Raw genomic sequence first — 25,964 nt, forward strand, 5'->3', positions numbered from 1 at the left:
AAGGAGCTGAACATTGGACTGTTAGCCACGAACCTAAAACGCGATTTTATGACTGATCAAGTTGTGCTGGTGAATGAAGACGATATGGAAATTGGCCTTATGCCAAAGTTAGAGGCGCATCAAAAAGGCGTTCTGCATCGTGCTTTCTCAGTTTTTATTTTTAATTCAAATGGTGAAATGCTTTTGCAGCAAAGGGCTTTCGGGAAATATCATTCGGAAGGGCTTTGGTCCAATACTTGTTGCAGCCACCCGCTCCCGGCAGAATCCGCGCATCACGGAGCCGTGAGGAGACTTTCGGAAGAGATGGGCATTTCGGCCGATTTGCAGTTTCTTTTCACCTTCCAATATCGCGTTAAACTCGAAAACGGGCTGACAGAAAACGAACTCGACCACGTCTTCTGGGGCATTTCAGACGACGAGCCGAACATCAATGTGAGTGAGGCGAATGATTATAAATACATGAAAATGGCTGATATTAAGGCAGATATGAACCAGAAACCGGAGGCTTACACCGAGTGGTTCAAGATTTGTTTCGCCGAAGTAGCCGACAAAATAAAACCAAAACAATAGCCGACGGCCACTGCCGGAAGCTGACAGCTTGAATTTACAATGAGTCCCTGGATAGTAAATACATTGATCGTACTGGCCGCATTTATTGGCATGGAATGTGTGGCGTGGATTGCTCATAAATATTTGATGCACGGCGCCTTATGGTTTTTGCACCACGATCATCACCAGCGTGATGACGGCGATTTTTTTGAGAAAAATGATTACTTCTTTGCCATCTTCGCCACGCCAGGCATACTCTGCCTTTTATTTGGTGTAAATCAAGGGTTTAATCATTTTTTCTGGATCGGATTGGGCATTACGATCTACGGTTTCACCTATTTTTTGGTGCATGACATCTTCATTCACCAGCGCTTTAAAATGTTCCGTAACACGGATTCGGTTTATCTGAAAGCCATTCGTCGCGCGCACAAAATGCACCATAAGCACCTTGGAAAGCATCAGGGCGAATGTTTTGGGATGCTCTGGGTGCCGCTAAAATATTTTAGGGAAGCGAAAAACACGGCGTCCAAATGAACTTCCTATATCTGCTCGTCGATCTTGGTGCAATTGCTGTTCCGTTGCTGTTTTCTTTTCATCCCAAAATTCAGCTGTATAAAAGATGGCATTTGCTCTGGCCGGCGATTATTCTGTCATTAATTCCTTTTGTGATATGGGACAGCTATTTTACAAAAATCGCCGTGTGGGGATTTACACCGAAATATCTCGTCGGCACTTACCTGTTTGGGCTTCCTATTGAAGAAATTCTGTTCTTCATCTGCATTCCCTACGCATGCCTTTTCACTTATTACTGCTTCCGGATCTATTTCGGAACTGATTATAAGCTTAAAAACGAGAACCTGATTACGGCCATCTTCTTGTGTTTCACATTGGCCATGGGCGTGACTTTCTACGATCATTACTATACGTCCTGGACAGCGGTTGGGCTGGTGGCGTTTCTATTATTTTTGAGATTTATTGTCAAGCCGCGATGGCTGAGCTTGTTCTATTTCTCGCACATGTTCCTGCTGATTCCTTTCTTTATCGTAAACGGGATTCTAACAGGATCGGGACTGGACGAGCCGGTTGTTTGGTATAATAATGCAGAGAATATGGGTATCCGGATATTTACGATCCCATTTGAGGACGTCTTTTACGGCATGTTAATGTTGCTTCTGAACACATTCTTATTCGAATATCTCCTTTCCAAATATCCCGTTGCCGAGAAAGAAAACTTAGAAACGGTCTCCGTGGGTTAAGGACACAAGCTTCTTCAAAACGCCCGGGAAATTATTTAAGGCTCTCAGGGCCAGATCGGTTGTAGTTCTTTTCCCAAACAATCCCTGCAAATAATAACCGGCTGTAATTCTGCGTCCAAAAGCGTGGTCCCATGCTTTTTTGTAGTTAGCCGAGACGCTGTCAATACTTTGCTTTTTCTCAAAATACCGGATCAGCTCGGTGGCCAGAATTTTGGAAGCGCGCATGCCCATGCTCATGCCGTTGCCGCAGAGCGGCGTGATAGAACCTGCCGCGTCACCCAGGAGGAAAACGCCGTCAGTTTGTGTTTGTTTCCTGGAAAAATGGATGTTGCTGATTACCAATGGATTTTTGTTAACAAATTCGGCATGAGTAAAATATGCTTTGAGAAAAGGATTTTTATGCAAGACATTTGCCTCCATTTCCTGAATGTCTTTTCCATTTTCCTGCAAATTCCGGGATGTGGTCAGATAGCACAGGCAATGCCAGTCCTTATCCACTTTTGAAACTCCGCAATAGCCGTCCTTAAAATTGTGCAGCTCAATGCGGTCAGGTGCCAGATCCGTTTTAATGTGATATTTCACACCGATATAATTATCGCTTTCATTCCCGGTGTCCATTAAGTTGCGCGCCAGGAACTGCGGGGTATATTTTCCATAACTGCCGCACAGCACGCCAACATTGAAATCCCCAGCCGAAGATTTGATTACAAAACCTTCATTACCAACCCTTTCCAGTCCATTCACTTTGCAATGTTCCACGACAGCGACGCCTTTTGCGGCTGCAATGCTTGCAAGTGCGTGGTCAAGGCTGAATCTGCTGATCCCGAAACCGCCCATTTGCAAGGAATGTTCAAGCATAAAGCCCTTTTCGGAGCTGATTCTGAGCTTGTTAATGATGGGTAAATTGAGTTCATCCAAATTCAAACCCAGGCTTTTAATAAAATCCCAGCTTTCCATGGAAATGTACTCGCCGCAAACCTTATGAAATGGATATTGATTTTTTTCGAACAAAACCACCGAAATACCCCTGTCCGCAAGCTGTATAGCCAGGCACAGGCCTGCCAATCCGCCGCCGATAATGCCGCAATCGTACGTTTTAGCTTGCGTTTCCATAAACAATCACTTCATGTCGGAATGCCCATTTGTTGCGAACGGTGTATTTAATTGCTCCGGCTTTGTTCAGGATCGCCAACCATTCTGCTCTCTTAAACCCCCGCAAAACTGACAGCGGTGCATCGTTTTTGACCAGGTAAGATTTAGAAAACAGTTGCGTCAGCCATTTAATGGAATAGTAAGCGAAAGGATTTCTTTCCAGATCATTAATAACCAAAACCGCCTTGCTACTCAATGCAAACCGCACAAGTTCAATGAGTTGTTCTTCTGTTAAATGGTGGCAGAAAAGACATGCGTGAATAATGTCAACCTGTTTCAAATGGCTGAAAATGTGCCTGTAATCGTCACAAATCAATTTGACCGGCGCTGTTTTCAGGTTTTCCTCTGCATAGGCAATGCAAACAGGCTTAATGTCAACACCATATAAATCCAGCGCATGGCGCTCCTTTTTGTTCCAATTGTCAATGCGCTTTAATGTATCGCCGCCGCCGCATCCGATATCAACGAGAATATGTGATTCTCCTGGCTTAATAACCTTTTTTAGCGCGTTAAAGGAAATGTTATATCCGCCCAGCCAATGATTAATGAAGTCAAGTTCCCTTAAATTCTGGAACAAGTCGACCGATGGAATATCCTCCTGGTCAAGCAGCTCCTTATCCTGGCTGCGGTGTTTAAACATAACGCAGCTGCATCGTTTCAATGCTTAGTCCTGGCCCGAATGCCGCTGCAAAGATTCTGTTGCCTATATTTTCCGGCTTAGCCGTTTCAAGGACTTGCTTCAATACAAACAAGACCGTAGGAGACGACATATTTCCGAAATTTTTAAGCACATCATAAGTGGCTGCCAGACAGCCTTTATCCAGCTCCAAAGCAGCAACAAAATCATCCACAATGCGCTTTCCACCCGGATGAACAGCCCAATGTTTAAATGCATCCGGCGCAAGACCGATCTTTTCCAGCATCGGCTTTATGTTTTTCCGGATCAGGTCAGGCACGTAGGAAGTCAGGTTCATAATGAAGCCGGTTTCCGACAACTGCCAGGCCATATCGGCATACCCATTGTGCAGGATCAAGGAGTTGAATGCATCTATCTCAACATGATGCGCATAATCTGATCCCGCTTCGGCAGTAACCAAAACCGCTGCTGCGCCGTCTCCGAAAATCAGGTTGGACAGCAGGTAATCATCATTATATCGCTTCTGGAAATGTATCGTGCAAAGCTCGGTGCAGACGATGAGCACTTTCGCGCGCGGCTGGCTTCTGCAAATGGCGTCGGCATTTTTGAGCGCAATAATCGCGGCATTGCATCCCATAAAATTTACGCTGCTGCGCTGTATGGCAGGATTCAGGTCCAGTTCCCGCATCAATTCCACGTCCAGTCCGGGCGCAAACAGGCCCGTACAAGTGACTGTTATCAAGTGCGTTAACCGGCCTTTCATCTCAGCAAATCCATCTATTTTCTTGATAGCACTTATGGAAAGTTCCGTGGCATGCTCCTGATAAAGCTGCATACGCTGGGTCAATGTCGGTTCCGGGAGTAATGTGGCCGTTTTGTTAAAAAACTGATAATCTTCCGGCGCTTTATCAAAATCGGCAATCACAGAATAGCGGTTCGCTATGCCTGTTTTCCCCGCTACTATCTTGATTTTTCTCTTATTGGTAATGTCTTCTGTCGAATTCATGTAGAATGAAGTCAACGTTTCCTGCGAGTAACAATGTTCGGGAACGGCTGTCTCAATAGCAGATATATAACTCAAAGGGATTCTGTTAATTACAATTAAAATAATGAAACAACTGTTCATGCAGATGGCTGCTATCCAGTTCATCCGCATGGTATTCCTGAAATTCGCCTCACTCCTATCCTTCAAAACCAGGTAAAACCAATAGCTGAAATAAAGGACGATCGGCAGGAAGAACACCTGGATAATATAAAAAACCATTCCAAGGCCCTTCGATGTAAAGTACAAATAATAAAATACATTGCACAGCAGAAACATCGCCGCCGTAAACAGAAATGTACCCCGGTAACCGAGCTTATAGCTTAATGTAACGACCCCATCTTTCAGGTCCCGCTGGTGCTGATAAACCTGCGTAAGCGGATACGCGCCGGCAATCTGAAAAGAACAGGCTAAAAGCACATAAATATGCTCTCTGCTCAGCATCAGCGCACTTTCTGAAACACCCGCAATGGACATATAGTAGGTAAATGCACCCTGGAAAATCACAACAGTCAGAAACCCGATAACCGGATATCTTTTCAGCCGGATCTGCCGGGAACTATATGCCCGCGACGCTGCAATGTAAAGCACCAGACAAAAAGCGAACAATGTATTTACGAAAAGGAACGCTAAAACGATCGCGGTAAAATCCAGAAACATGGTGAGGTAAAAGAGTGCGGCCGTAGGCATAGGAGGCTTTTCGAGCCCGCCAACGCTTTCTTCGTCCCTATCCACATAACTGTTGTAACCATTACTAGCCGGGTAAATCAGCAGATGAATGATCAAAAAAGCGAAGAGTGCGTGATGATGCACAACCGTATCTGCCTGACTGTAAGCAAACAGAAACAACGGCATCAGGAAAAAAGAAAAAGGAATCCGCAGAAGTTTAATTGTATTGCCATCAATGCCCATGGCCCAATTTAAGAAAAAAATTTTTGAACATTTGAGGCTGTCACAGATACAATATACTTTCTGCCAGGAACACCATTGTGCCGGAATCGGTTAAAGAGGAATAACAATTAGTCATACCAGAAAAATAAAAGATCATGCAAGCACAAAGTAAAGCACCTTCCACCCTTATGGTGGTATTGGCTTTTGCCACCGTTTACATCGTATGGGGATCGACTTACTTCTTCATTCAGCGGGCGCTGGAAGGTTTTCCGCCGTTTTTCCTGGGCGCTTTCCGCTTCATTATTGCCGGGCTTATTATGCTGGCGTGGAGTGTTGCACAAGGTGAAAACGTGTTCTCGCTCAAAGCGATCGAACCTGCGATCATTACCGGACTTTTGTTGCTTTTTATCGGCAATGGCATTGTGATATGGGTTGAGCAGTTTCTTCCCAGCGCAATGGTCGCCATTATGATTTCCTCATCTCCACTCTGGTTTATCGTCCTGGATAAACCGAAATGGTCTGAAAATCTTAGCAACAAATCGACTATTGTAGGTCTGTTGATCGGTTTTGCCGGGGTAGTGCTGTTATTCAGTGAAAAAATAATGATTTCGATGTCGTCCATGAACAGTTCGCGCGATCTGTTCGCGATGGCGCTCGTCGTTTTTGGCTCCATGGCCTGGGCTGGTGGTTCTTTGTTTTCTAAATACAAGTCAGGCACCGACTCCGCAAGTGTCAATTCAACCTGGCAAATGCTGGCAGCCGGATTTGCCTTCCTCCCAGGCAGCATTATTTCGGGCGAACTGGCGACCCTGAATCTTGCATCCATTCCGATGGAAGCCTGGCTATCAACGTTATATCTGATTGTTTTTGGGTCGATTGCCGGTTTTGGAGCATACGTCTGGCTGCTGAAAGTCCAGCCAGCAACCAAGGTTAGCACTTATGCCTATGTAAATCCCGTCGTAGCAGTCCTTTTGGGGATATTTTTTGCAAACGAATCTATTTCTGTCCTGCAAATAGTCGGGCTGGTCATCATTCTCGGCAGCGTGTTGCTGATCAATCTGCACAAATATCGCAAGCCAAAACAAGTCGTATCCGCTTATTGATCTCTTGGAGGAATATGAGCAGTTAACACAAGGAAGCTTCTGTGATCTGCTCCACCTCCGAAATGTCCCTGTTTCTTTTGATCAAATTAAAGATACGTTCAAAATCAATAAGTTGCGAAGCTTCGAAGGCAATGACGCCTACGAAAACCCTTCCCTTGCTGATAAAGTTAAGGTGTTTGATCCTCGCACCATTAAACGATTCAACGATGGATGTGATCTTATGGAGACTTACAGCACTTCTGTAAATGATTTTGAGAAAGAAAATTTTGCTCATTTTAGTATTTTTTATCGTGGCTAATAATTGAAGAACCTCCGGCTCAATGCGTTAATTCCAGACGGAAACGTGACTGGCCGCGTGATGCAGGATCGGCATTATAAATGTTCACAACGGCCTGCACAATGTGATCAATCTCATCGAATGTGTTGAATTTGCTAAACGAGAAACGGACATTTTCTTTATCCTTCTGACAAGGAAGCGCGCTGATCACGTGCGAGCTGCCCTGACTGGAACAAGCGCTGCCGCCGGAAACTGCAATGCCCAGATTATCAAGACTTTTAACCAAACTGCCCGCAGCCAAACATGGGAATGAAACGTTCAGGATGTTCACCATGCTGTTTTCAAGAGAGTGACTTTCGCCATTATAACAAATGCCGTACACACCACTGATCGCCAGTTTGGAGACCATATATTGCTTCAACTTGCTGACTACGGAATGGTTGCTGTCCAGGTCGCGGTATGCCACCTCGAGCGCTTTGGCAAGCCCTACAATGCCAGTCACATTTTCTGTCCCTCCACGCTGTCCTTTTTCCTGGCCTCCGCCAAAAATTTGCGCATGAATGCGGTGTTTTTTATTGATATAGATAAATCCGGCGCCTTTCGGTCCATGGAATTTGTGGGCGGAACCCACCAGAAAATCGATAGGCGTCTGGGTCAGATCGATCCATTGCTTCCCGATTGTCTGGGTGGTGTCCGTAAAAAAAATGGAATCATAACGTTGAGCAAGTTTACTTATCGCGTGGATATCTGTCAGGTTTCCAATTTCATTATTGCCGTGCATCAGGCAGATCAATGTCTGTGGATTGGCTCTTAAAAGGTTTTCAAGATGGTAAAGATCAACATTGCCGCGCTCATCCAACTGCACAAAACTCGTTTCGATATCACCCGATTTTTCATGTTGGAGAATGGTTTGCAAAACGGCCTTGTGTTCAATTTTACTTGTCACGACATGGCTAATGTCATATTTCGCAATCGCACCGGATATGGCGAGGTTGATGGCCTCGGTGGCTCCGGACGTAAAATATATTTCTTCCGCAGAAGCATTTAAAACCTTCGCAACCAGCTTCCGCGAATCTTCTATCGCATCTTTCACCTTCCGTCCTGCCCAGTGAGTGGACGACGGGTTGCCGAAGCTGGCGGCAAAAAATGGAAGGATCGCTTCAATCACTTCCGGATCCAGTGCAGTTGTGGCGGCGTTATCACAATAAATTTCCATGTTGATCTAAGTGTTAAATGTTATCAGTTTATTGATTCCAAATGCCGCACCTTGCCTGGATAATCGTAACAATTCCGCCAAAAACGAAACCGTAACGAACATACACGGACAAGCCTCTGGCTTTCCTTAACTCGATTGTACTCTGTTACTCCGGTGGTTGGATTCTCAGATTTATCATTAGAATTAGGTTGGGGCACCTTAAAAAGTCATAGGTTGCCAGAAGATCATAGAGCCTAACCTCTCCCTTCCTTCTTTATAAATCTACTAATTCGATAGACAAAGATGTAATAAAGATTTTAAAGATCCAAAAAGAGCGAAAAATTTCTTTGAGAAAATTCTTGATGCGCAGATTACCCGCCGTTTATTTGGTTTCCGGATAGCCTTTTTGGAGGAGCATGGCTAGTTCATTGACCGTGATAATGTAGGTGCTTTCTTTGGCGAGGTTTGTGAATTCGTTGGGGTCTTTTTGGTGGTCGTATAATTCCACGCCGGCTTTTCCTCCATCCCATTCCGTGTAACGGAAGCGCTCCGTTCTTACGCTGCGACCAGTAATTTTATTCCGCCGAACTTGGGTGTAAGCAGCTTTATCCCAAATGCCGTCCGGGTTTTTGAGTAATGATGTCAGACTTTTGCCGCCGAGTTTTTGGGTAGGCATCAGTCCGCAAAGCTCAGCCAATGTTGGGTAAATGTCCAGTAATTCCACCGTCCTGCCCGATGCCTTTCCTGCGGTTCCGCCAGGCACTGAGATGATTAATGGAACGTGCGCAGCATTTTCGAAAAGGCTTTGCTTCATCCACTGGCCGTGCTGGCCTACATTATAACCGTGATCGCTCCACAAAACGATGATCGTTTTATTGGTCAGTTTCAACCGGTCCAGTTCGTCCAGCACCCTTCCTACTTGCGCATCCATGAATGAAATTGACGCATAATAGGCCCGCAACGCCTCTTTTCTTTGCGCTACTGAAAGGCCTAAATGTGCCGGTTTGGTGGAAATTGCTGCTTCCGGAACGTCGTCAAGGTCATTTTGAATTTCTTTCGGAAGCGGGATTGATGCCAGTGGATATTGGTCAAAATATTTTTTTGGCGCTACGTAAGGGGAGTGCGGGCGATAAAAACCAACTGCCAGGAAAAATGGCCCGGCCTTCTTTTCCTTCAATAATTTGATAGCCTCGCTGGCGACCATTCCGTCTGTCTGCTCTTCATCCGCTCCCTCGCTTGCATGCCAGGCAAGTGCGCTGCCCAAGCCTTGGTCCGGCGTAAGATTTTTGACTAGTGATTCTTCGGTTTTGTCACGCCCTTTTGGATTGACTTTGCGATCCCAGGAAATAGGATCGTCCAGGCCGTCTGTCCCGATCTGGCCCGGAACGCCATAATGATAGATTTTCCCGACCCGGGCGCTGTAATATTCATTGTTCTTAAATAGCTGCGGCAATGTCACCACGTTGGGAAGATTCTTACGGAAGTGTGTTTGCAGTTCGTAGACCTTGGTAACATCAGGCCGCTGGCCAGTTAGCAGCGAAGAGCGACTCGGGCTGCAAAGTGGGAATTGAGTGTAAGCTTTGTCAAATTTCACCCCGCGTTTAGCCAGGCGGTCAATGTTTGGCGTTTTGACAAATTTGTTTCCATAACAACCTAAATCTGTGTTTAAATCATCAACTGCGATAAAAAGAACATTCAACTTCTTTTCTGCCTTGCCTTTTTCGTCTTCTGCGGCGTAACTTTTTTTAACAATACACCCGGAAAATGAGCAGACAAAAAATGCGGAAACGAAATATCTTTTTATCATCGGTTGTAGGTTTAGTTTAAACTTGCTTTACGCCCAGTGTATCCTCACCAAACGACTTTCAATCCATCCGAAGCATATTTACGAATGTTTTCATCATCGCTGATCAATGTATACCTATGGCAAAGCGCCTGCCATATGAGCATTCTGTCGAACGGGTCTTTGTGGTAGGTGGCTGTAAGCTGATAATATGAACTGCTCGTTTCAGCAACCAAATCCAGAATCCCAAATCCCAGCTCTTCACTGGCTTTGTGAAAGTCTTCCGGATTAAGGGAATTGATATCAAGCTTGCCTAATGAAAATTTGAGCGCTATTTCCCAAAAACTGATAGTACTAACCACAACAACAGACTCCGGGGTTGTTAATATCTCTCTTACGCTTTCTGAAAGTTTTTCTGGCTCAGTGATTGCCCAAATTAAAGCGTGTGTATCTAATAAATATCTCATAAGTTAAGAAACTCCTCTTCTGACATCTTAAAATCATCTTTAAAGACGACTTTCCCTTTATCAGCCAAAATTCCCAACTTTCTGGGTTCTTTCAATTTTTCATTCGGCACTAGCAGCGCCTTCACTTCCTTACTTCTACCGTAAGTAATACCAATCTTTTCTCCCTTTTCGACGTCTTTCAGGACCTGGGAAAAATGTGTTTTGAATTCGCCAACAGTCATTGTTTTCATAGTCAGCTTTTTAATCAAATATAAAGTTTATTTGTCAAGTTGTCAAGTTGCTTATGTATGAGCGTTGAGCTTTGAATTTGTATCAGTCTAACTTTTTTGTTAACGCATTCAACGCTGCTTCCGTGGGCGTTGCTGAGGGGATTCCTTGTTCCGGGATCTTGGCTTTGGCAGTCCAGGCAATAGCATTCAGGACTATTTTTCTGAAATTATCATTGCCCCAGTTCTTGTGCATATGCCCACCTGAAAACCCAAACCCGCGACCACCGTCTGGCCGTTCCAATGCCCAGGCCACAGGTTGCAGCTCTTTTTTGGTAAGCACTGCTTCGCGGACGCCAGGGTTATTAGAGTGCGTTCCGTCCTTTCCTTTTAACGTAGATTCTGGCGGTAAGGCCTGTAAAATCGGAGTAATATTTTCCATCCCATCAGCAAAACGCATGTGATAATACCACTCGTCCGTGATGGAAAATGGCTTTACGCCATTAGCAATAGGATGGTCGGGAAAAGTGGAAAACGCGGCTTCCCAGACCGGATTCACCGACCAATTTATCTCGAAATAACCTCCTATCCAATCCCTAACGTGATTTCCAACCTCTCCCGCCGGCACTTCAAGCGAGAAATGCAGCATTACTAACCCAATTCCTTTCTTCGTCAACCGGTCCATTTCTGCCAGATGCGGAATCAACAGGTGATCGCCTCCCCCATCCGCATAGATCACAATTGCATCAGCATCATTTAGTACCGCGCTGTCCTTTGGCCAACCGCTTTGCAGCAACACAGCATTCACGCCCGGTAATCCTTCCTGGATGGATTTCACAAGCAATGTGCTTCCGCCCTGGTGTTCATGCTCTCCTTTCCCATGGCTGTCAGGCCCGGCGATAAAGACAATTTTTTGGGCGAAAATGTGACCACTCACAAGAGCCAGTAATAATGTGATTTTGAGTATCCGCTTCATCCTCGTATATAGTCGGTTGTAAATGCAGCTGGTAAAAAATCACGCCATACGCATTATTCCTTCATGAATCTTACCGCCTTAATGCTTTTACTGACAACATCTTCGACCTGCAAAATGTACACTCCGTGCTGCATTGCCGAAACGTTGATGGAATTGCTATTTGTCTGGGAAACATGTTCCAATCGCTCTAGATGGCCGTCTGCATTGTAAATCGAAACATTCATCCCGCCCCGATTTTCCCCGTTCGTTCTGAAATGCAGCAAGTCTGCAACCGGATTCGGAGAAATAATCAGATCTGATTTTTGCAGCGTTCCGCAAGTGTTCCGCAAAATTCTCGAATACTGAACCTTCCCATCCATGTCTTGCTCGGCAATGCGGTAATAATCTCCATTTGCCTGGGTCGTGTAGTCTGTGTATGTATAATGTTTCAAATCAGTGCTGTTCCCGGCCGCTTCCACCGATCCGATTTTTGACCAGTTCACCGCATTGCTGCTTTTCTGGATCTCGAAATGGTCAGCATTTAATTCCTCGGAAGTGGTCCAGATGAGTTGTGGCTGATCGCCCAGACATTGGACCTTAACAGTCTCGAAAGTGACCGGAAGTGGGTCCGACGATTTTGTGATGACATTATTCTTTGAAATCAGCCATTTTTCGGGATCGAATGTGACAAGGTTGGGTTCGAAGCCCAGGTTTTCCAAAAAGACCTGATCGTTTGTGGTGTGATCCACGACCACCAACTTTTGCTGACCGGTTCCAGTGTTTTGAAACAAAATAGGCAACGGCAATTTGAAAAACCCAACAGAAGCATGGGAAGTCGTCTGGCTGACCTTGATCTGGACATTATTGCCCTCAGGAAACCACTGCACTTTATAAGACGGATATCCTTCACCAATGAACCACTGGTCGAAAAAGTAAGTCAGGTCCTTTCCGCTCACGGCTTCCAGGTGGCTTTTAAGATCATTGGTCGTAGCGAAGCCGTAGGCCAGGGCGGGATCTTGCAGATAATTCTTAACTCCTGAGAAAAACACTGCATCACTTAAAATCCACCGGAGCATATATAGCAGGTGCGAGCCTTTGTAGTAACTCAATCGCTGGCTGAAAATCCGGTTCGGATTGTTCACATCATCTACCCTTACCGACCCGCCGGAATCAGCGGTGATGGCATTGATCTGTGCATTTCGGTAGACAGTTGCGTTTGCCGGAAATTTATTTTCAATGTAAATGCTGGCCATGTGGGTAGCGAAGCCTTCATTCAACCAGATATGTTCCCAATTGCCGCAGGTGATTTTATCCCCAAACCAATGATGCGCAAGTTCATGGGCGATGAGGTTTTCACCCATATTCACCATAAAAGAACACGTCTGATGCTCCATTCCGCCACCATATGCAAATTGCACGTGCCCATATTTTTCTTTCTTGAATGGATAATCGCCCAGCAAATTGCTGAATTGAACCATCGCATTCATAGCATTTTGAGCACCGGTCGCAAATGTTGCCTGATTCTCGGGATAACAATAAGTCTGCATCGGAACAGCCGTACCATTGATGTCCACGCTGTTATTCAATACATTATAGTTGGAAACAGCAAAATAAACCAGGTAGCTGGCAATAGGATAACGATGCTTCCAATGCGTGATAACCCCCGAACCTGCAACCGGCGTTTCGGACTTCAATAGTCCGTTCGAAGCGGCCTTATATATGGCCGGATGTTTAATGTAGACGTCGATTGAATCTGCCTTATCGTCAAGCCCGTTTTTACAGGGCCACCAGTCTTTCGCACCGAAAGGCTCACTCAATGTCCACATGGCAGGGTCCTGATTGGGACCATGCGTAGCAGTGGTGAAAGGACTAAATGCCGTCGTTGGAACGCCACCATAAGAAATGCTGATCGAATCTTTTACCCCGCCTGCAATGGGAACCGGGAAAGAAACTGTTACAGCGCCATTCATATGCGTAAATGATAATGCAACATTATTCCGCGTTACCGAGCTGATTATATGTTCATTAGCAAGATCAAGTGTGATGGAATTCCCTGAACTCGTCATCACAAAATGAGTAGTAACGACACCTTTGATATAACGGACAGCAGGATCCACTTCCCATTCGCAACGATAGTACTTGACGTCGAAATTCTGTGAAGCGCTTGTTCGGGCATTGGCTAAGTCGCCATTCCGTCTGCGCTGAAAGCCTTTCTGCTCCATTTGAGAAATGCGCTCTATTTCTTCCTGATAATTCGGAGCGAACTGCGCTTGTACATGCACAAAGGCAATCATTATAAATAATAGCAGAATTAATCTCATATTAGCGGGGTTGGTTAATCAATGTACGTAAAAATGACACATTGAAACTTTTCGCTAAAATGAGTAAAAGGATGCTGTTAACGAGAAACGGTTTACCCAGCGACCATATGATTTTTCTAACGGTAAGAAGCTGCGCCTGGAACAACAAGTACGCAGCAGAGGAGGGTGCTTAGGCCGCTAATCCAATGCGTCAATCAATTGAATTGTATAAACTCCGTCATCGCCTTTTTCGGGCAGCGACATTTCAAGTCCTTCGCTTTTATTGACCCGCAAATAATTCTCGACAGCCAGGATCGCTTCATCCTCAGATGCAACGTTGGATACAGAAAGCGTAACTCCCGACTTAACAGATCCCGAAGGATCCAGATTTTTGATATTTGGCATAATGTTCTGTTTTTTTAGTGACGTTTATAAATTCCCGTACCAGATTCTATATATAACAAAACAGCCCGCCGATGGGCGGGCCGTTTATATCAAAACCGTACTATTTCTCAGCTATTATTTCTGAGGAGTTGATGGTCTTGAAGTGCTGCTACCTGGAACTGTCGATGATGACGATGGCGTGGTAGTACTTCCCGGCACTGTTGATGATGGGATAGTTGTACCCTGCGGAACAGTTGAAGGTTGTGTCGTATTGTTAGGAATGCTTGACGCTGGTACATTGCTGTTTGGCGTTGTACCTGATGATGGCTGCGTTGCGCTTCCAGGAATTGTTGTCGATGGCTGTGTGGTGGATGAACCCGGTGTTGTGGATGATCCTGGCACAGTGCTAGATGGCTGTGTAGTTCTGTCGGGCACAGTTCCCGGGGGAACTGATGATGGCCTGGTTGTAGAACCAGATGTGGTTGTCGACGGCTGCGTCGTCGTACCTGACTGGGTTGACGAGCGAGGCTGTGTCGTAGAACCCGGCTGGCTCGATCCCGGTAAAGTTGATGGTTGCGTTGTGCTGCCGGGAACCGTTCTTGGCTGTGTCGACGAGCTGCCCGGCGTGGTCGACGGTTGCGTCGTGCTGGATGGCGTAGTGCTTGATGATGAACCGCTTGATGGTGTTGTCGTTTGAGCAAATACTGCTGTTGACCCTAATAATGCAATTCCTAGTATGTTTAACTTTAAAGCTTTCATGTCAATTAGTTTTTAGTGATGAATTTTGATTGTTTTATGCAATTGTAACTGGTAAGTAAAAAGAATCATACCAATGCGGCACATGTTTAAGCAAACTTCCCCAAATTACCCCCCTGAATCCGGCTCCACGTTTTTCTGTCCCAAACGCCCCCCGGATTCGACGTTTTTACACACCCTTTTTTACCCAATTATTGGGGAAGTTTGTAAACAACAATCATATACACATGGAAAAACAGAACAAATTCTCAGCTGCTATCGCGATGGAAAGCACTGATAACCATCACATTGTATCGCAGGAAAAATGGATTGAAGCGCGGAAACACCTGCTCAAAAAAGAAAAAGAACTTACACGGCTGAATGATGAGCTGGCCCGTCAGCGCCGTCAATTGCCGTGGGTTGAAGTTAATAAGCACTATATATTTGAGAGCGAGCAGGGCCGGAAAACGCTGTCCGACCTCTTTGATGGTAAAAGTCAGCTGATCATTTACCACTTCATGTTTGCGCCCGGCGACAAAGAAGGTTGCCCTGGCTGCTCGTTCCTGGCCGACCATATTGATGGCGCTAACCTGCACCTTGCCCATCATGATATTTCAGTTGTAGTCGTTTCCCGTGCTCCGTTGCAGGAATTATTACCTTTTAAACACCGTATGGAATGGAAGTTCGAATGGGTTTCTTCCTTCGGCAGCGATTTCAATTATGATTACTTTGTTTCCTTTACCCAGGAACAGCTCAATAACGGGTCGATTTATTACAATTATGAAGATTTAAAACACGATGACGGCACGGAGTCTCCGGGGACAAGTGTGTTTTTTAAGGATAAATCGGGCAAGATTTATCACACATATTCCAGCTATGCCCGCGGTGGCGATATTCTGGTAGGTGCCCATAATTTTCTTGACATTACTCCAAAAGGCAGAAATGAAGAAGGCGCCATGGATTGGATGCGGCATCACGATAAATATGATGATTACAAAAAGGATAATAATTCCTGCTGCCATTAATACATTGATAGGGTTGAAATTATTTAAGTGTGCATGCGAAAACTCACCTTACTACTGCCTGTTATCGCTTTCGCAGCCTTTGCAGCTTATCAAACGAAAGACGATGACCGCACCTGGGCTATCTATAAGGCCGATGCCGAAAGCACGAGTTACGCGCCGCTCACTCAGATCAATACAGCCAATGTACATCAGCTGCAACCCGCCTGGACCTTCGGATTGAGTGATATGAAGCCAGGATCCAGACCCGCAAATAGCGAATGCAACCCCATTATTATAGATGGCGTCATGTACGCAACCTCAGCAAAACACCTCGTGTACGCTGTGGACGCAGGAACAGGAAAACAACTTTGGTCCTTTGACCCCTTTGATGGGGCCGAAGGTGGCGGCGTGAGCCGTGGTGTTACCTATTGGGAAAATGGCGATGACAAACGAATACTGCTCACCGGCGGAGATATACTTTTCGCATTAAATGCGCAAACAGGAAGGCCTATCCCAACATTTGGGAAAGAAGGCAAAGTGAGCATGAATGTAGGCCTTAGGGACGACCCGGAAACGATTTCTGTGATTCCTACCAGTCCGGGAATTGTGTACAACGACCTGCTCATTATGGGTGCAGAAGTGTCGGAACTGTATGGTGCACAGCCCGGCTATATCCGCGCCTACAATTGCGTGACGGGCAAATTGGAATGGACCTTTCACACCATTCCGCTGCCGGGAGAGCCTGGCTATGAAACCTGGCCGAAGGACGCTTATAAATATGCAGGTGGCGTGAATGATTGGGCAGGAATGAGCCTGGACATGAAACGAGGCATTGTTTTTCTCGCATTGGGCTCCCCCAGCTACGATTTCTATGGGGCCGACCGGAAAGGAGACAACTTATATGGCAACAGCGTTGTGGCGCTCGATGCTGCAACGGGCAAATACATTTGGCATTATCAGCTTGTGCATCACGATCTTTGGGATTATGATCTGCCGGCTCCGCCCAATCTCGTAACCATAGCGCGGGCTGGCAAAAATGTGGATGCAGTTGCCCAGGTTACCAAGCACGGATTTCTTTTTGTCTTTAACAGAGAAACCGGTGAGCCACTCTTCCCGATCGAGGAGCGAAAAGTGCCGGCTTCCCGCATTCCCGGTGAAGAGGCGTCGCCTACCCAGCCATTTCCGCTCAAACCCAAACCATTTGCAAGACAATGGATGACCGAAGCTGATCTGACGCACTATTCAGATGCTGGCCGGGATTCTGTTCTCAAAAAATTCAGGTCCATGCGATATGAAGGACTTTTCACCCCACCCGACCTGAAAGGCACATTAATGCTACCCGGCAGCCGGGGCGGTGCAGAATGGGGCGGAGCGGCATATGACCCGTCGACCTCTGTTCTTTTTGTCAAATCAAATGATTCACCCGAAATCCAGTCGATGAAGAAGGTGGAAGAAGAAAAGGAAGCCAGGGATCAGACGGTTTACGAACAAGGGAAATCCGTTTATATGACTTACTGCGTGGCATGTCATGGCAAAGACAAAAACGGCGACGAACCGAATTATCCCTCCCTGATCGGACTGAAGAACCGGATGACTCGGGAGGCAGCATTAGATAAGATCAAAAAAGGCGGAGGAAAGATGCCTGCTTTCGCCAGCGTAGTGAAAGGTAAGGAAAAGGGAATCATTGCCTTCCTTTATGAACGCGAACAAAACTCTGGCAAAGTCAGTAAAATGGAAACCGGTCAGACCAAAGCCGGGGCTGACAAATATCTCAACCTGACTGCATACGGACATTTCCGTGATCCGGACGGCAATCCAGCGCTCCGCCCGCCATGGGGCACATTGAATGCGATTAATCTCACAACCGGAGATTACGAATGGCAAATCCCGCTCGGAAATAACGAACGGCTTCGCGCTAAGGATGCACCTGAAACGGGACAGGAAGGCTCTGCGGGACCTATCGTAACGGCAGGCGGGCTCATTTTCATCAGCGGCACTAATGATAAAAAGCTCCGCGCGATTGACAAGAAAACCGGAAAGATCCTTTGGGAAACCCTCCTGCCCGGCGTCGCCAATGCAACGGCCTGCACTTACATGCATAAGGGCAAGCAATATGTTGCATTATCGGTAGGCGGGACGAAGGAAAACCCTTCTGGTTCTATCATGGCGTTCGCGTTACCTTAATACCAGGCAGCTTTTTCAGCATGCGAACCTGGCAGAAAAATGCTGCTATCGCGCAGGAATGCCGCAATCCAGATTAAAATCATCGGAAGCAATGCATTGAATGGTGTCCCGTGAGACAGTTCGGTGGCCAGGGCCCCGGCAAAGTAGCAGGATAGCAGAATAAAGCCAATCTTCATTGTTTTCGGGTAAATAAATAATGCGGCAAAGCCGATTTCCATCAACCCGAGCGGAACGCGATAATCGCCTACACCAACCTTCGCTAACGTGCTGACAACCTCTTCGCTTCCTGATAATTTCATGACCCCGCTCATGACGACAAGCGCGCTGGCGACTATCGTTACGCCAATCGTGGTAATTCTCTTTGCTTTCATAATTATTTTATTTTCAGCAAAAATAGATACCTTTACTTACCAATATATAGTAGTATACAAAAGGTTAGCAGTATCCTTTTGGTTAGTGTCAGCAATTATGGATCAATTAAACGGATTTTCAAGACCACATTCCGGTGCAGAATGTAACAGCAAATTAGGCGCAATCGGAGATGCGCTTTATGTGATTGGCGGAAAATGGCGGCTGCGGATCATCGTGGCGCTGACAGAAGGCGGCTCGCGGTTCAATGAATTGCAGCGCATGCTGCCGGGAATTTCGCCGCGTGTCCTTTCCAATGAACTTAAAGAACTGGAAATCAACGGATTTTTAACCAGAAACGTTTTTACAGACACGCCGGTTGTTGTGGAATATAAGCTTACACCATATAGCCGCACCCTGGACAGCGTGATGGGAGCACTCGTGGAATGGGGCGAAATGCACCGGATTAAAATACGCGAGGATGATATGCAGACTACAAAGCCTATTGCTCAGGAAGCGATACTGTAATGTGCCACATGTCTCCCGAATTTGTCACCTTCGGCGTGCCCCAAACACCCGGGCCGCCATCGGTTCGAAGATATACGGCAAAAACCAGGCTGGTAACATCTGAGCCGGTAACCATTAGGCTTCCGCAAGCGGCACCATTGCCGCAGTTGCCGGTTATAGTGGATTTGGTATGTAAAATTTTCGTTTTGGAATCATCCAGGATTAGCTCCTTACTCCCCGAAAGTTTGACTAGCGTTCTGCCGGGCGTTTGAAGTTCCAGCTCTGTGGTAAAACCGAGTCGCTTATTGGCAAAATTGGTCGTTGCACCTAACCCTGCCAATGTGATCACCGGATTATTGACCGGCCTGCTGAACTGCAAACGCAGTTTGCCGTAATAATAACGGCTTGTATCGGCAGTAGAAGCATTCGCAGCCTGCAATGGTTTTGCCGACAAAAAAACCTGCACTCCTACATTGGTGTATAAATTCACCCCGCGCCCCGCTTCTCCCTTCGGATGCGACGTAAAAAGCGTTCGCGTAGAATCCTCAAAATAATAATTGCTATTGACCACCGGAACAGATTTCACCTGCGTGGCACTCGCGCCCGAAGCCGCCCCGAATGTCATTCCCGTCACGTGCTGGGGAACAGTAATGTAAGGCTGATCATCGAAACTGAATGTGACGGTAAGGTCGGATTGGGGTTTTTGGAAATAAATGCCTTCGTCCTTGCTGCCGTTGTTGTTGACAAAAAAAGAGAGTGTTTGCGGAATGGAGGTCGGGCCTTTGGGGACGGGCGGCCGGTAACTGTTATTAACGCCATCCTGTACAAATTCAAGCGTATTTTGTGCAATTGTCGTTTGCGCTGTGATGCAGGCCATCAATAGGGAACACACCCGTATGGTCAGAGTCTGTTTTAAAAGCATGTGTAGTAAAAAAGAATCGTTGAGTTGTTTTTCAGCCGCAATATAATATTTCGAGTGAAAGGTTAAAGCGTTACCAGTCACAAAAATCCGCAGACCTGTGACAGGCAACGCTGTGCAATGCAATTTTAAGTATTTGAATATTAAGCCAGTGTGAACATTTGCGGCATTCCTGAACGGATCGCAAATTTATCAAATGGCTGAGTCTGCATTACGGAACTGCTCGAAACCAGCGGTAACCATAAGCCTCTAAGGTGATCGTATGCCTTCCCTTTTTGTCTGTTACACTTTCAATGTTGCTCATCAGGTCCGCGATTCGTGTGGCCCCTGCCATTTCCTCAGGAACGACCAATTCCAACGATTTTTCCTGGAAATTATGCCATATGAGCAGGATCTTGTTTTTCCAGGTGTAACGCATGCCCAGGATTTGATTTTGACCCGTATCCATAATTTCCCAGTTGCCGTAACCAATTTCCGGACATTCTTTCCGCATCCTTATCAGGGAAGTCATCCAGTTCAGCAGGGAACTGGGTTCGCGCCGCTGATTCTCGACATTCACGTGATCATAAGCATAGTAACCTTCCTCAACCACCGGATGCACCAATGTCTCCGCTTGTGAAAAACCACCTTGTTTTTCGCCCGTCCATTGCATTGGCGTCCTGACGGCGTCGCGTTCTTCCAGTTCGAGGTTGTCACCCATGCCAATTTCATCACCATAGCGGATAACCGGCGTCCCCGGCAATGAGAACATGAGGCTGTAAGCCAGTTCTGTTTGCTGCCTGCTGCCGAGCATAGGCGAAAGCCTGCGCCGGATGCCCCGGTCATAAAGTTGCATATGTTTTTCAGGACCAAACCTTTCGAAAACAGTCTGCCGCTCTTCCTCGGTCAGCCTGCCCAGGTCCAGCTCGTCGTGGTTGCGGAGGAAATGCGCCCACTGGCTGGTGCCGGGAATGTCCCTTGTCGCTTCCAGCGCCTTGATCAGCGGACGCGTGTCGGCAGTGGCCAGGGCGTAGAATGTATATTGGTTTACAAAAAAGTTAAACATTAAATGAATGCCGTCACCGTCTTCCCCAAAGTACTTTTTGCTTTCATTTGGTAACACATTCGCCTCGCCCAAAAGCACCGCGTCGCCTTTACGCCATTGCAGAAACTTGCGCATTTCTTTCAGGTATTCAAAATGCAATGCGGGTTCACCACCCTTCTTGGAAGTGCTCGATTCGAGTATAAATGGCACGGCATCCACACGGAATCCTGCGATCCCGAGTTCGAGCCAGTAGCCCATAATCTTGTTTATTTCTTCCCTTACCTCGGGATTGTCCGTGTTCAGGTCGGGCTGGAATTCGTAGAAACGGTGAAAATAATACTCTTTTGACTCCTTGTCCTTTGTCCAGGTGGCCTTTTGTACACCCGGAAAAACCATGCCTTTGTTCCAGTCTGCCGGCCTCTTCTCCGACCATACATACCAGTCCCTTTTTGGACTATCCTTTGAAGACCGTGCTTCCTTGAACCATCGGTGCTCGTCGGAAGTGTGGTTTACAACAAGATCGATAATGACCTTTATGCCCAGTTTACGGGCCTTATGAATGAAGCTAACAAAGTCGCCGCTGGAACCGTGGCGCGGATCAACGCCGTAGAAGTCGCTGATATCGTAACCATTGTCACGGTTGGGAGTGGGTTGAAAAGGTGCCAGCCAGATCGTGTCTAACCCTAATGCATGCAGATAATCGAGCCGGTTGCAAAGTCCTTCAAAATCGCCCGTTCCGTCACCATTTGCATCCATGAATGTTTCGAGGTCGAGGCTGTAAATCACCGCGTTTTTATACCAAAGGTCTTCGAGCATAGGTTTGAGGTTTGTTGATTTTACAAAAACCGTAAAAAAGCAATGCCATGAAACCTGCGTCTCATGGCATTGCACGTATGGCACCAACGTGCTAATTGCCTCCGCTATACATATTAAACGCTAGTAAATGTTTCCTGAAAATAGCCTCATACTTGTCTGCTTCGGCATCCTTTTTCGCGCGTTTGCATTCCTGAACAATGGTTTGCAGCACATAAAGATCCACATTCACATCTCGGTTCCTGGTGCCGCCGTTCTCCCTGGCCCAGGTAAGATTTTCGTCCGATCGGAGTGCCATAACGCGGGCGGAATCCAACGCTTTTTTGTCCTCACCGACATCAAACAGCATGCCCACAAAACCAACCGAAAACTGGTCAAACGGAATGGTGTCGTCGGGCATTACAGTCATGGCCGTGTTCACCACCTCCTTCGCTTTTACTAAGTCATTTTCGGCGATCAGCTGGCCTGCAAGGCGTAGGAACGAGATCCTGGCCGTAGCAACGGGCGAGCCGCGATAGGTGTCATCATGATACACTTTGGGGTTATTCAGCGAACGCCACTGCATTTTTTTCAGCATGTTATCATACATAATTTCAGAGTTGACATACCCATCCGAAGCGCCCTGTACGCGGACTGGTAGTAGTCTGTAAGTGTAACCTTCGAGCTGCAAATATTCCTGTAAACCCAGATTGTGCGTGGTGCCCATTGTGGATGAAAAATAGACGGGCCGCTTCCAGTTGTTGGTCGCGATAATGTCCAGCATCACGAGGTCGCTTTTGTAAAGATCATTGGTTCCAATGTTCCAGCTCATAGAGTCGGTGAGCATAGGCAGCAAATCATTTTTGACAATGTTCATGGACCGGACCTTTTGCGCATCCACGGGTAAGAAAAGTGTGGAAGAAGGTAAAATTGAGGTCATATCGCCGCTCGTCAGCGGAACCTGGATCGCCTTATTTTCCTGATTAATCAAATCAAGATATTCTTTCAGGTTAATGCCGTTCCGGACGGCCGGGATTTCGTAAAAGGGCACGAATTCATTCTTCCCGGTTGCATAATCATCAAGATCCAGCGAGAGTGGCAAGGCTTCCGAAAGGTTGGTTTTGCGTCTCAGCTGCTCAACGTACCAGTCTATACCCAGGAATGTCTGCACACATACACGCACGTCCGTGCGAACGCCCTCCACTTCCTGCAAATACCACAATGGAAATGTGTCGTTATCGCCTCCTGTGAAAAGGATCGCATAAGGCGCACACGAATTCAGCAAATTTCTGGCAAAGTCCACAGAATGATATCGGTCGCTCCGGTCGTGATTGTCCCATCCTCTCGCCAGCATAATCACCGGCACCGACAGGCTCGCAGACACTGCCAGCGCAGTTCTAAGCTTAGGTGTTTTAATTAATTTTTGTAAAAGACCTGCAACAGCCATTACGCCGAACCCGATCCAGATGCAGAAAATGTAAAACGAGCCTACGTAAATGTAATCGCGCTCCCGCGGTTCTGCGGGCGGCAAATTGAGATAAACAACAAGCCCTACTCCCGTAAGAACGAATAGCAAGCCGAGCACCAGCAACTCGTTCCGGCGTTTCCCGTACATCCAGACGAGGCCTGCAATGCCCAGCAAAAACGGCAGCACGTAAAAGTTGTTATGGCCCCTGTTTGTGGCAATGGAAGAAGGAAATTTGCTCGCAGGTTGCCAGGGCATCACCGTCCCCGCTCCTTCCTTATCGCTTTCACGCCCGGCAAAGTTCCAGAGAAAGTAACGCCAGTACATATGCCCCATCTGGTGTGAGAACAGGTAACGCAAGTTGTGCGTCATGGTCGGCTGCTGCCCTTCCGCCAGGCCTGTCATCTGCTGGTAAAGCTGCGGGTGGCCCGGCTGCGCGCTGTACATACGTGGAAAAAGAATGTTACTGCCTGGCGCATATTTGTAAACCGGCCGGTAATCAATGATGACATATTTGCCATCTTTCTTGCGGTAAACCGGCGCTCCCCGCTCCTGGCTGACGGGCTTTGAAGTGAAGGACGGCCCCCATAAGAGTGGTCTGCTTTCATATTGTTCCCTTTTTAAATAAGAAACAAAACGCAGCACGTCGCTTGGATTGTTCTCATTAATAGGCGGATTAAATTCCGAACGCACCAGCACCATCAGATAAGACGAATAGCCAATGAGCACAAAAACCAATGACAACAAAGCAGTGTTCAGCAGCACCTTCCCTCTCTTGTGCGCGTAGCGCACCGACCAGCTTAATGTTCCCAGAAATAGCACGACGAAAAAGACGATTCCGGAGTTGAACGGAAGGCCCAGCGTATTGACAAAAAAGATCTCAAACTTCCCCGCCAGATCCGGCAGGCCAGGAATAATGCCGGAGTTAATGATCGCTAATACAACCAATCCACCGCCAAATGCCAGAATCCGGCCTATAACGGTCGGTTTGCGATATGTTTTGAAATAATAAACCAAAGCCAGGGCCGGAATCGTGACCAGATTGAGCAAATGCACACCGATGGAAATACCAATGAGATACGCAATCAGGATTAGCCAGCGGTTTGCCGTGGATGCGTCTTGCGTTTCCTCCCACTTGAACACGGCCCAGATCACAATGGCCGTAAAAAAAGATGACATCCCATAAACCTCAGCCTCAGCTGCTGAAAACCAGAATGAGTCCGACCAGGCGTATGCAAGGGCGCCGGTAAGGCCGGAAAAAATGACGAGTACTGCCTCGGATTGGCTGAGCTGTTCTGCCGTTTTACCAATAAATTTGCGAACCAGTAATGTAATGGTCCAGAACAAAAAGAGAATGGTAAAGGCACTGCTGAGCACCGAAACCATATTAACCCAGTACGCTACACGCGTCACATCGCCAAGCGCCAGCAAGGAGAAAAGCCGGCCGATGAGCAGAAAAAAAGGTGCTCCCGGCGGATGGGGCACCTGTAATTTAAAAGCTGCTGCAATGAATTCACCGCAATCCCAAAAACTTGCCGTACGCTCCATAGTGAGCACGTAAGTCAGGAATGCAGTTGAGAAGACTGCCCAGCCCGTAATTTTGTTCCATTTTTTGAAAAGTGTCATGTTAAGTTCCGTTTTTTCTGTGCCCAAAGCTATGGAAAGCGCTTTGAAGCGATATCCGGCTAACTCTTAAAAAAAGTTAAGCGAACGTCTCAGAATCAACTATTTAACTTAATTTAACATGACGACTGGTCAGTGACTATCTGCCTAAAATCTGATAAAGTGCATAAATAGCGGAAAGCCAAAGCAGCGATCCGGCGGTGATAGTAAAAACAAGGGCCCCGATGAAAGGCAGAGCGCGGGAGTTCATTTCGAATTGTATAAGTCTGGCCATCTTCTTCTTCTCTCTACAATAATTTTCTGATAGGGTTACTCAAATGACCTGATGGCCATCTTTCTGTAAATATAATTATTGTTGAATTAGTGCAATTCACACGGTCAAAAACTACTTGTGCGAATATATTGACACATTGTAGCCAATATTCGACAAACTAGGAATGATGAAAGCCGGAGTTGTGCTTTTTGTAGATTTCCACTTTTTTGAATAGTTCGAGAACATTGGTCACTTCGAGCTTTTCGAAGATCCTGGCCTTGTAGGTGCTTACCGTGCTCTCTTTGATGTTCAGTTCGATGGCAATGTCTTTTGTCCACTTTCCGGTGAGGAGCATATCCATGATTTCGAGTTCACGGTTAGAAAGGATCTCCAAGGGACTTTCGCGGCTTTCTCTATCGACTAATGTGTTGTTAACCAACTGCTGCTGAACAACATTGCTTATGTATGTGCCGCCATTCAACACCGAAGATACAGCGCGTTCCAGCTCTTCATTGCTTGTGTCTTTGGGCAGGAATCCGTTTGCGCCTGCCTTCACATAGTGCAGCGCGTACAATTCTTCCTCCTGGGAGGAGAAAACCAGGATTTTAACATTTTCCTGCACAGCCCTGATCCTCGGGATCATATTGAAAGCCTCGCCGCCGGGAATCCGGATATCCAGTATCACCAGGTCAAAATGCCTGGTTTGCAGCACTCTAAGTGTTTCACTAAAACTGGCTGCTTCTATAATAACCACAGCTGGTATAACGTCCTCAATCAGCAACTTCACGCCCATCCGCACTATTGAATGATCCTCTACTAACAAAATCGTTTTCATCAACACTGTTATTTCTTATTTCCTCTAAAAGTAGTTTAATATCAAGGAATAATACGTAGAAGTCAGGCTACGAAAGCG

24 protein-coding genes and 1 riboswitch are annotated in these 25,964 nt (G+C 46.6%); of the genes, 8 read left to right on the forward strand and 16 right to left on the reverse strand.

Translation table 11 applies throughout. The features are described from left to right. Window positions 1-48 precede the first annotated feature (48 nt). From idi to NFI80_RS09530, 3 genes are read left to right on the forward strand one after another with little or no spacing between them, the layout of a single operon-like run. Window positions 49-570 carry an isopentenyl-diphosphate Delta-isomerase gene (gene idi / locus NFI80_RS09520; RefSeq protein WP_235163213.1) on the forward strand — a complete coding sequence of 174 codons (522 nt, stop codon included), beginning with the start codon at window positions 49-51 and terminating at the stop codon, window positions 568-570. Between the two features lie 39 nt (window positions 571-609). Continuing rightward, window positions 610-1,083, forward strand: coding sequence for a sterol desaturase family protein (locus NFI80_RS09525; RefSeq protein ID WP_026630202.1), 474 nt, complete (start codon window positions 610-612; stop codon window positions 1,081-1,083). Then, window positions 1,080-1,805 (forward strand): lycopene cyclase domain-containing protein, encoded by a 726-nt coding sequence (locus tag NFI80_RS09530; protein WP_235163212.1) that lies wholly within the window; start codon window positions 1,080-1,082, stop codon window positions 1,803-1,805. Before NFI80_RS09525 ends, NFI80_RS09530 begins: the two co-directional genes overlap by 4 nt. Here the strand turns inward: NFI80_RS09530 and NFI80_RS09535 are convergent. From NFI80_RS09535 to NFI80_RS09545, 3 genes are read right to left on the reverse strand one after another with little or no spacing between them, the layout of a single operon-like run. Next, on the reverse strand, window positions 1,782-2,918 hold the full coding sequence (locus NFI80_RS09535; RefSeq protein WP_235163211.1) for an NAD(P)/FAD-dependent oxidoreductase: 1,137 nt from the start codon (window positions 2,916-2,918) through the stop codon (window positions 1,782-1,784). The two genes, NFI80_RS09530 and NFI80_RS09535, sit on opposite strands and share 24 nt — an antisense overlap. Further along, entirely contained in the window at window positions 2,902-3,597 is a 696-nt protein-coding gene (locus NFI80_RS09540) for a methyltransferase domain-containing protein (RefSeq protein WP_235163210.1), read from the reverse strand. Before NFI80_RS09540 ends, NFI80_RS09535 begins: the two co-directional genes overlap by 17 nt. Then, window positions 3,590-5,548, reverse strand: coding sequence for a UbiA family prenyltransferase (locus NFI80_RS09545; protein ID WP_235163209.1), 1,959 nt, complete (start codon window positions 5,546-5,548; stop codon window positions 3,590-3,592). Before NFI80_RS09545 ends, NFI80_RS09540 begins: the two co-directional genes overlap by 8 nt. A gap of 134 nt (window positions 5,549-5,682) precedes the next feature. Between NFI80_RS09545 and NFI80_RS09550 the strand changes: the two genes are divergently transcribed. Then, window positions 5,683-6,630, forward strand: coding sequence for an EamA family transporter (locus NFI80_RS09550; RefSeq protein WP_235163208.1), 948 nt, complete (start codon window positions 5,683-5,685; stop codon window positions 6,628-6,630). 22 nt (window positions 6,631-6,652) lie between these two features. Here NFI80_RS09550 and NFI80_RS09555 read toward each other — a convergent pair whose 3' ends face one another. The 8 genes from NFI80_RS09555 to NFI80_RS09590 all read right to left on the reverse strand — a co-directional run bounded on the left by NFI80_RS09555 (window position 6,653) and on the right by NFI80_RS09590 (window position 14,218). Further along, on the reverse strand, window positions 6,653-6,904 hold the full coding sequence (locus NFI80_RS09555) for a hypothetical protein (protein WP_235163207.1): 252 nt from the start codon (window positions 6,902-6,904) through the stop codon (window positions 6,653-6,655). 43 nt (window positions 6,905-6,947) lie between these two features. Continuing rightward, on the reverse strand, window positions 6,948-8,123 hold the full coding sequence (locus NFI80_RS09560) for a cysteine desulfurase family protein (protein ID WP_235163206.1): 1,176 nt from the start codon (window positions 8,121-8,123) through the stop codon (window positions 6,948-6,950). 168 nt (window positions 8,124-8,291) lie between these two features. After that, a riboswitch (SAM riboswitch) is annotated at window positions 8,292-8,385 on the reverse strand. 99 nt (window positions 8,386-8,484) lie between these two features. Then, entirely contained in the window at window positions 8,485-9,909 is a 1,425-nt protein-coding gene (locus NFI80_RS09565) for a sulfatase (protein WP_235161743.1), read from the reverse strand. Window positions 9,910-9,953: 44 nt separating this feature from the next. After that, window positions 9,954-10,352 (reverse strand): type II toxin-antitoxin system VapC family toxin, encoded by a 399-nt coding sequence (locus NFI80_RS09570; RefSeq protein WP_235161742.1) that lies wholly within the window; start codon window positions 10,350-10,352, stop codon window positions 9,954-9,956. Then, window positions 10,349-10,582 carry a type II toxin-antitoxin system Phd/YefM family antitoxin gene (locus NFI80_RS09575; RefSeq protein ID WP_235161741.1) on the reverse strand — a complete coding sequence of 78 codons (234 nt, stop codon included), beginning with the start codon at window positions 10,580-10,582 and terminating at the stop codon, window positions 10,349-10,351. The genes NFI80_RS09570 and NFI80_RS09575 overlap by 4 nt, the downstream gene beginning before the upstream one ends. A gap of 82 nt (window positions 10,583-10,664) precedes the next feature. Then, complete coding sequence (locus NFI80_RS09580; protein ID WP_235161740.1) at window positions 10,665-11,534, reverse strand: ThuA domain-containing protein; 870 nt, start codon at window positions 11,532-11,534, stop codon at window positions 10,665-10,667. A 53-nt stretch (window positions 11,535-11,587) separates the two neighbouring features. After that, window positions 11,588-13,834 (reverse strand): M1 family aminopeptidase, encoded by a 2,247-nt coding sequence (locus NFI80_RS09585; protein ID WP_235163205.1) that lies wholly within the window; start codon window positions 13,832-13,834, stop codon window positions 11,588-11,590. A 177-nt stretch (window positions 13,835-14,011) separates the two neighbouring features. Further along, on the reverse strand, window positions 14,012-14,218 hold the full coding sequence (locus NFI80_RS09590) for a hypothetical protein (protein WP_235161737.1): 207 nt from the start codon (window positions 14,216-14,218) through the stop codon (window positions 14,012-14,014). A gap of 142 nt (window positions 14,219-14,360) precedes the next feature. On the opposite strand from NFI80_RS09590, the gene NFI80_RS09595 reads away from it, so the two are divergent. From NFI80_RS09595 to NFI80_RS09605, 3 genes are all read left to right on the forward strand, one after another. Then, window positions 14,361-14,894, forward strand: coding sequence for a hypothetical protein (locus NFI80_RS09595; RefSeq protein WP_235161736.1), 534 nt, complete (start codon window positions 14,361-14,363; stop codon window positions 14,892-14,894). 286 nt (window positions 14,895-15,180) lie between these two features. Continuing rightward, on the forward strand, window positions 15,181-15,957 hold the full coding sequence (locus NFI80_RS09600) for a DUF899 domain-containing protein (RefSeq protein WP_233796194.1): 777 nt from the start codon (window positions 15,181-15,183) through the stop codon (window positions 15,955-15,957). A gap of 33 nt (window positions 15,958-15,990) precedes the next feature. Next, on the forward strand, window positions 15,991-18,120 hold the full coding sequence (locus NFI80_RS09605) for an outer membrane protein assembly factor BamB family protein (protein WP_235163204.1): 2,130 nt from the start codon (window positions 15,991-15,993) through the stop codon (window positions 18,118-18,120). Here the strand turns inward: NFI80_RS09605 and NFI80_RS09610 are convergent. Continuing rightward, on the reverse strand, window positions 18,117-18,491 hold the full coding sequence (locus NFI80_RS09610; protein WP_235163203.1) for a DoxX family protein: 375 nt from the start codon (window positions 18,489-18,491) through the stop codon (window positions 18,117-18,119). The genes NFI80_RS09605 and NFI80_RS09610 overlap by 4 nt on opposite strands. Window positions 18,492-18,588: 97 nt before the next feature. Between NFI80_RS09610 and NFI80_RS09615 the strand changes: the two genes are divergently transcribed. Next, window positions 18,589-18,996 carry a winged helix-turn-helix transcriptional regulator gene (locus tag NFI80_RS09615; RefSeq protein ID WP_235163202.1) on the forward strand — a complete coding sequence of 136 codons (408 nt, stop codon included), beginning with the start codon at window positions 18,589-18,591 and terminating at the stop codon, window positions 18,994-18,996. On the opposite strand, the gene NFI80_RS09620 is transcribed toward NFI80_RS09615, so the two are convergent. From NFI80_RS09620 to NFI80_RS09635, 4 genes are all read right to left on the reverse strand, one after another. Then, window positions 18,971-19,897, reverse strand: coding sequence for a hypothetical protein (locus tag NFI80_RS09620; protein WP_235163201.1), 927 nt, complete (start codon window positions 19,895-19,897; stop codon window positions 18,971-18,973). The two genes, NFI80_RS09615 and NFI80_RS09620, sit on opposite strands and share 26 nt — an antisense overlap. A 208-nt stretch (window positions 19,898-20,105) precedes the next feature. Continuing rightward, entirely contained in the window at window positions 20,106-21,734 is a 1,629-nt protein-coding gene (locus NFI80_RS09625; RefSeq protein ID WP_233796189.1) for an alpha-amylase family protein, read from the reverse strand. A 91-nt stretch (window positions 21,735-21,825) separates the two neighbouring features. Next, window positions 21,826-24,801, reverse strand: a complete 2,976-nt coding sequence (locus NFI80_RS09630) for a glycosyltransferase family 117 protein (protein WP_235163200.1) — start codon at window positions 24,799-24,801, stop codon at window positions 21,826-21,828. A 428-nt stretch (window positions 24,802-25,229) separates the two neighbouring features. Then, window positions 25,230-25,886 (reverse strand): response regulator, encoded by a 657-nt coding sequence (locus tag NFI80_RS09635; protein ID WP_235161732.1) that lies wholly within the window; start codon window positions 25,884-25,886, stop codon window positions 25,230-25,232. Window positions 25,887-25,964 lie beyond the last annotated feature (78 nt).

Origin of the sequence: Dyadobacter chenhuakuii, assembly GCF_023821985.2 — a bacterium.
In the GTDB taxonomy this organism is placed as follows: Bacteria; Bacteroidota; Bacteroidia; order Cytophagales; family Spirosomataceae; genus Dyadobacter; species Dyadobacter chenhuakuii.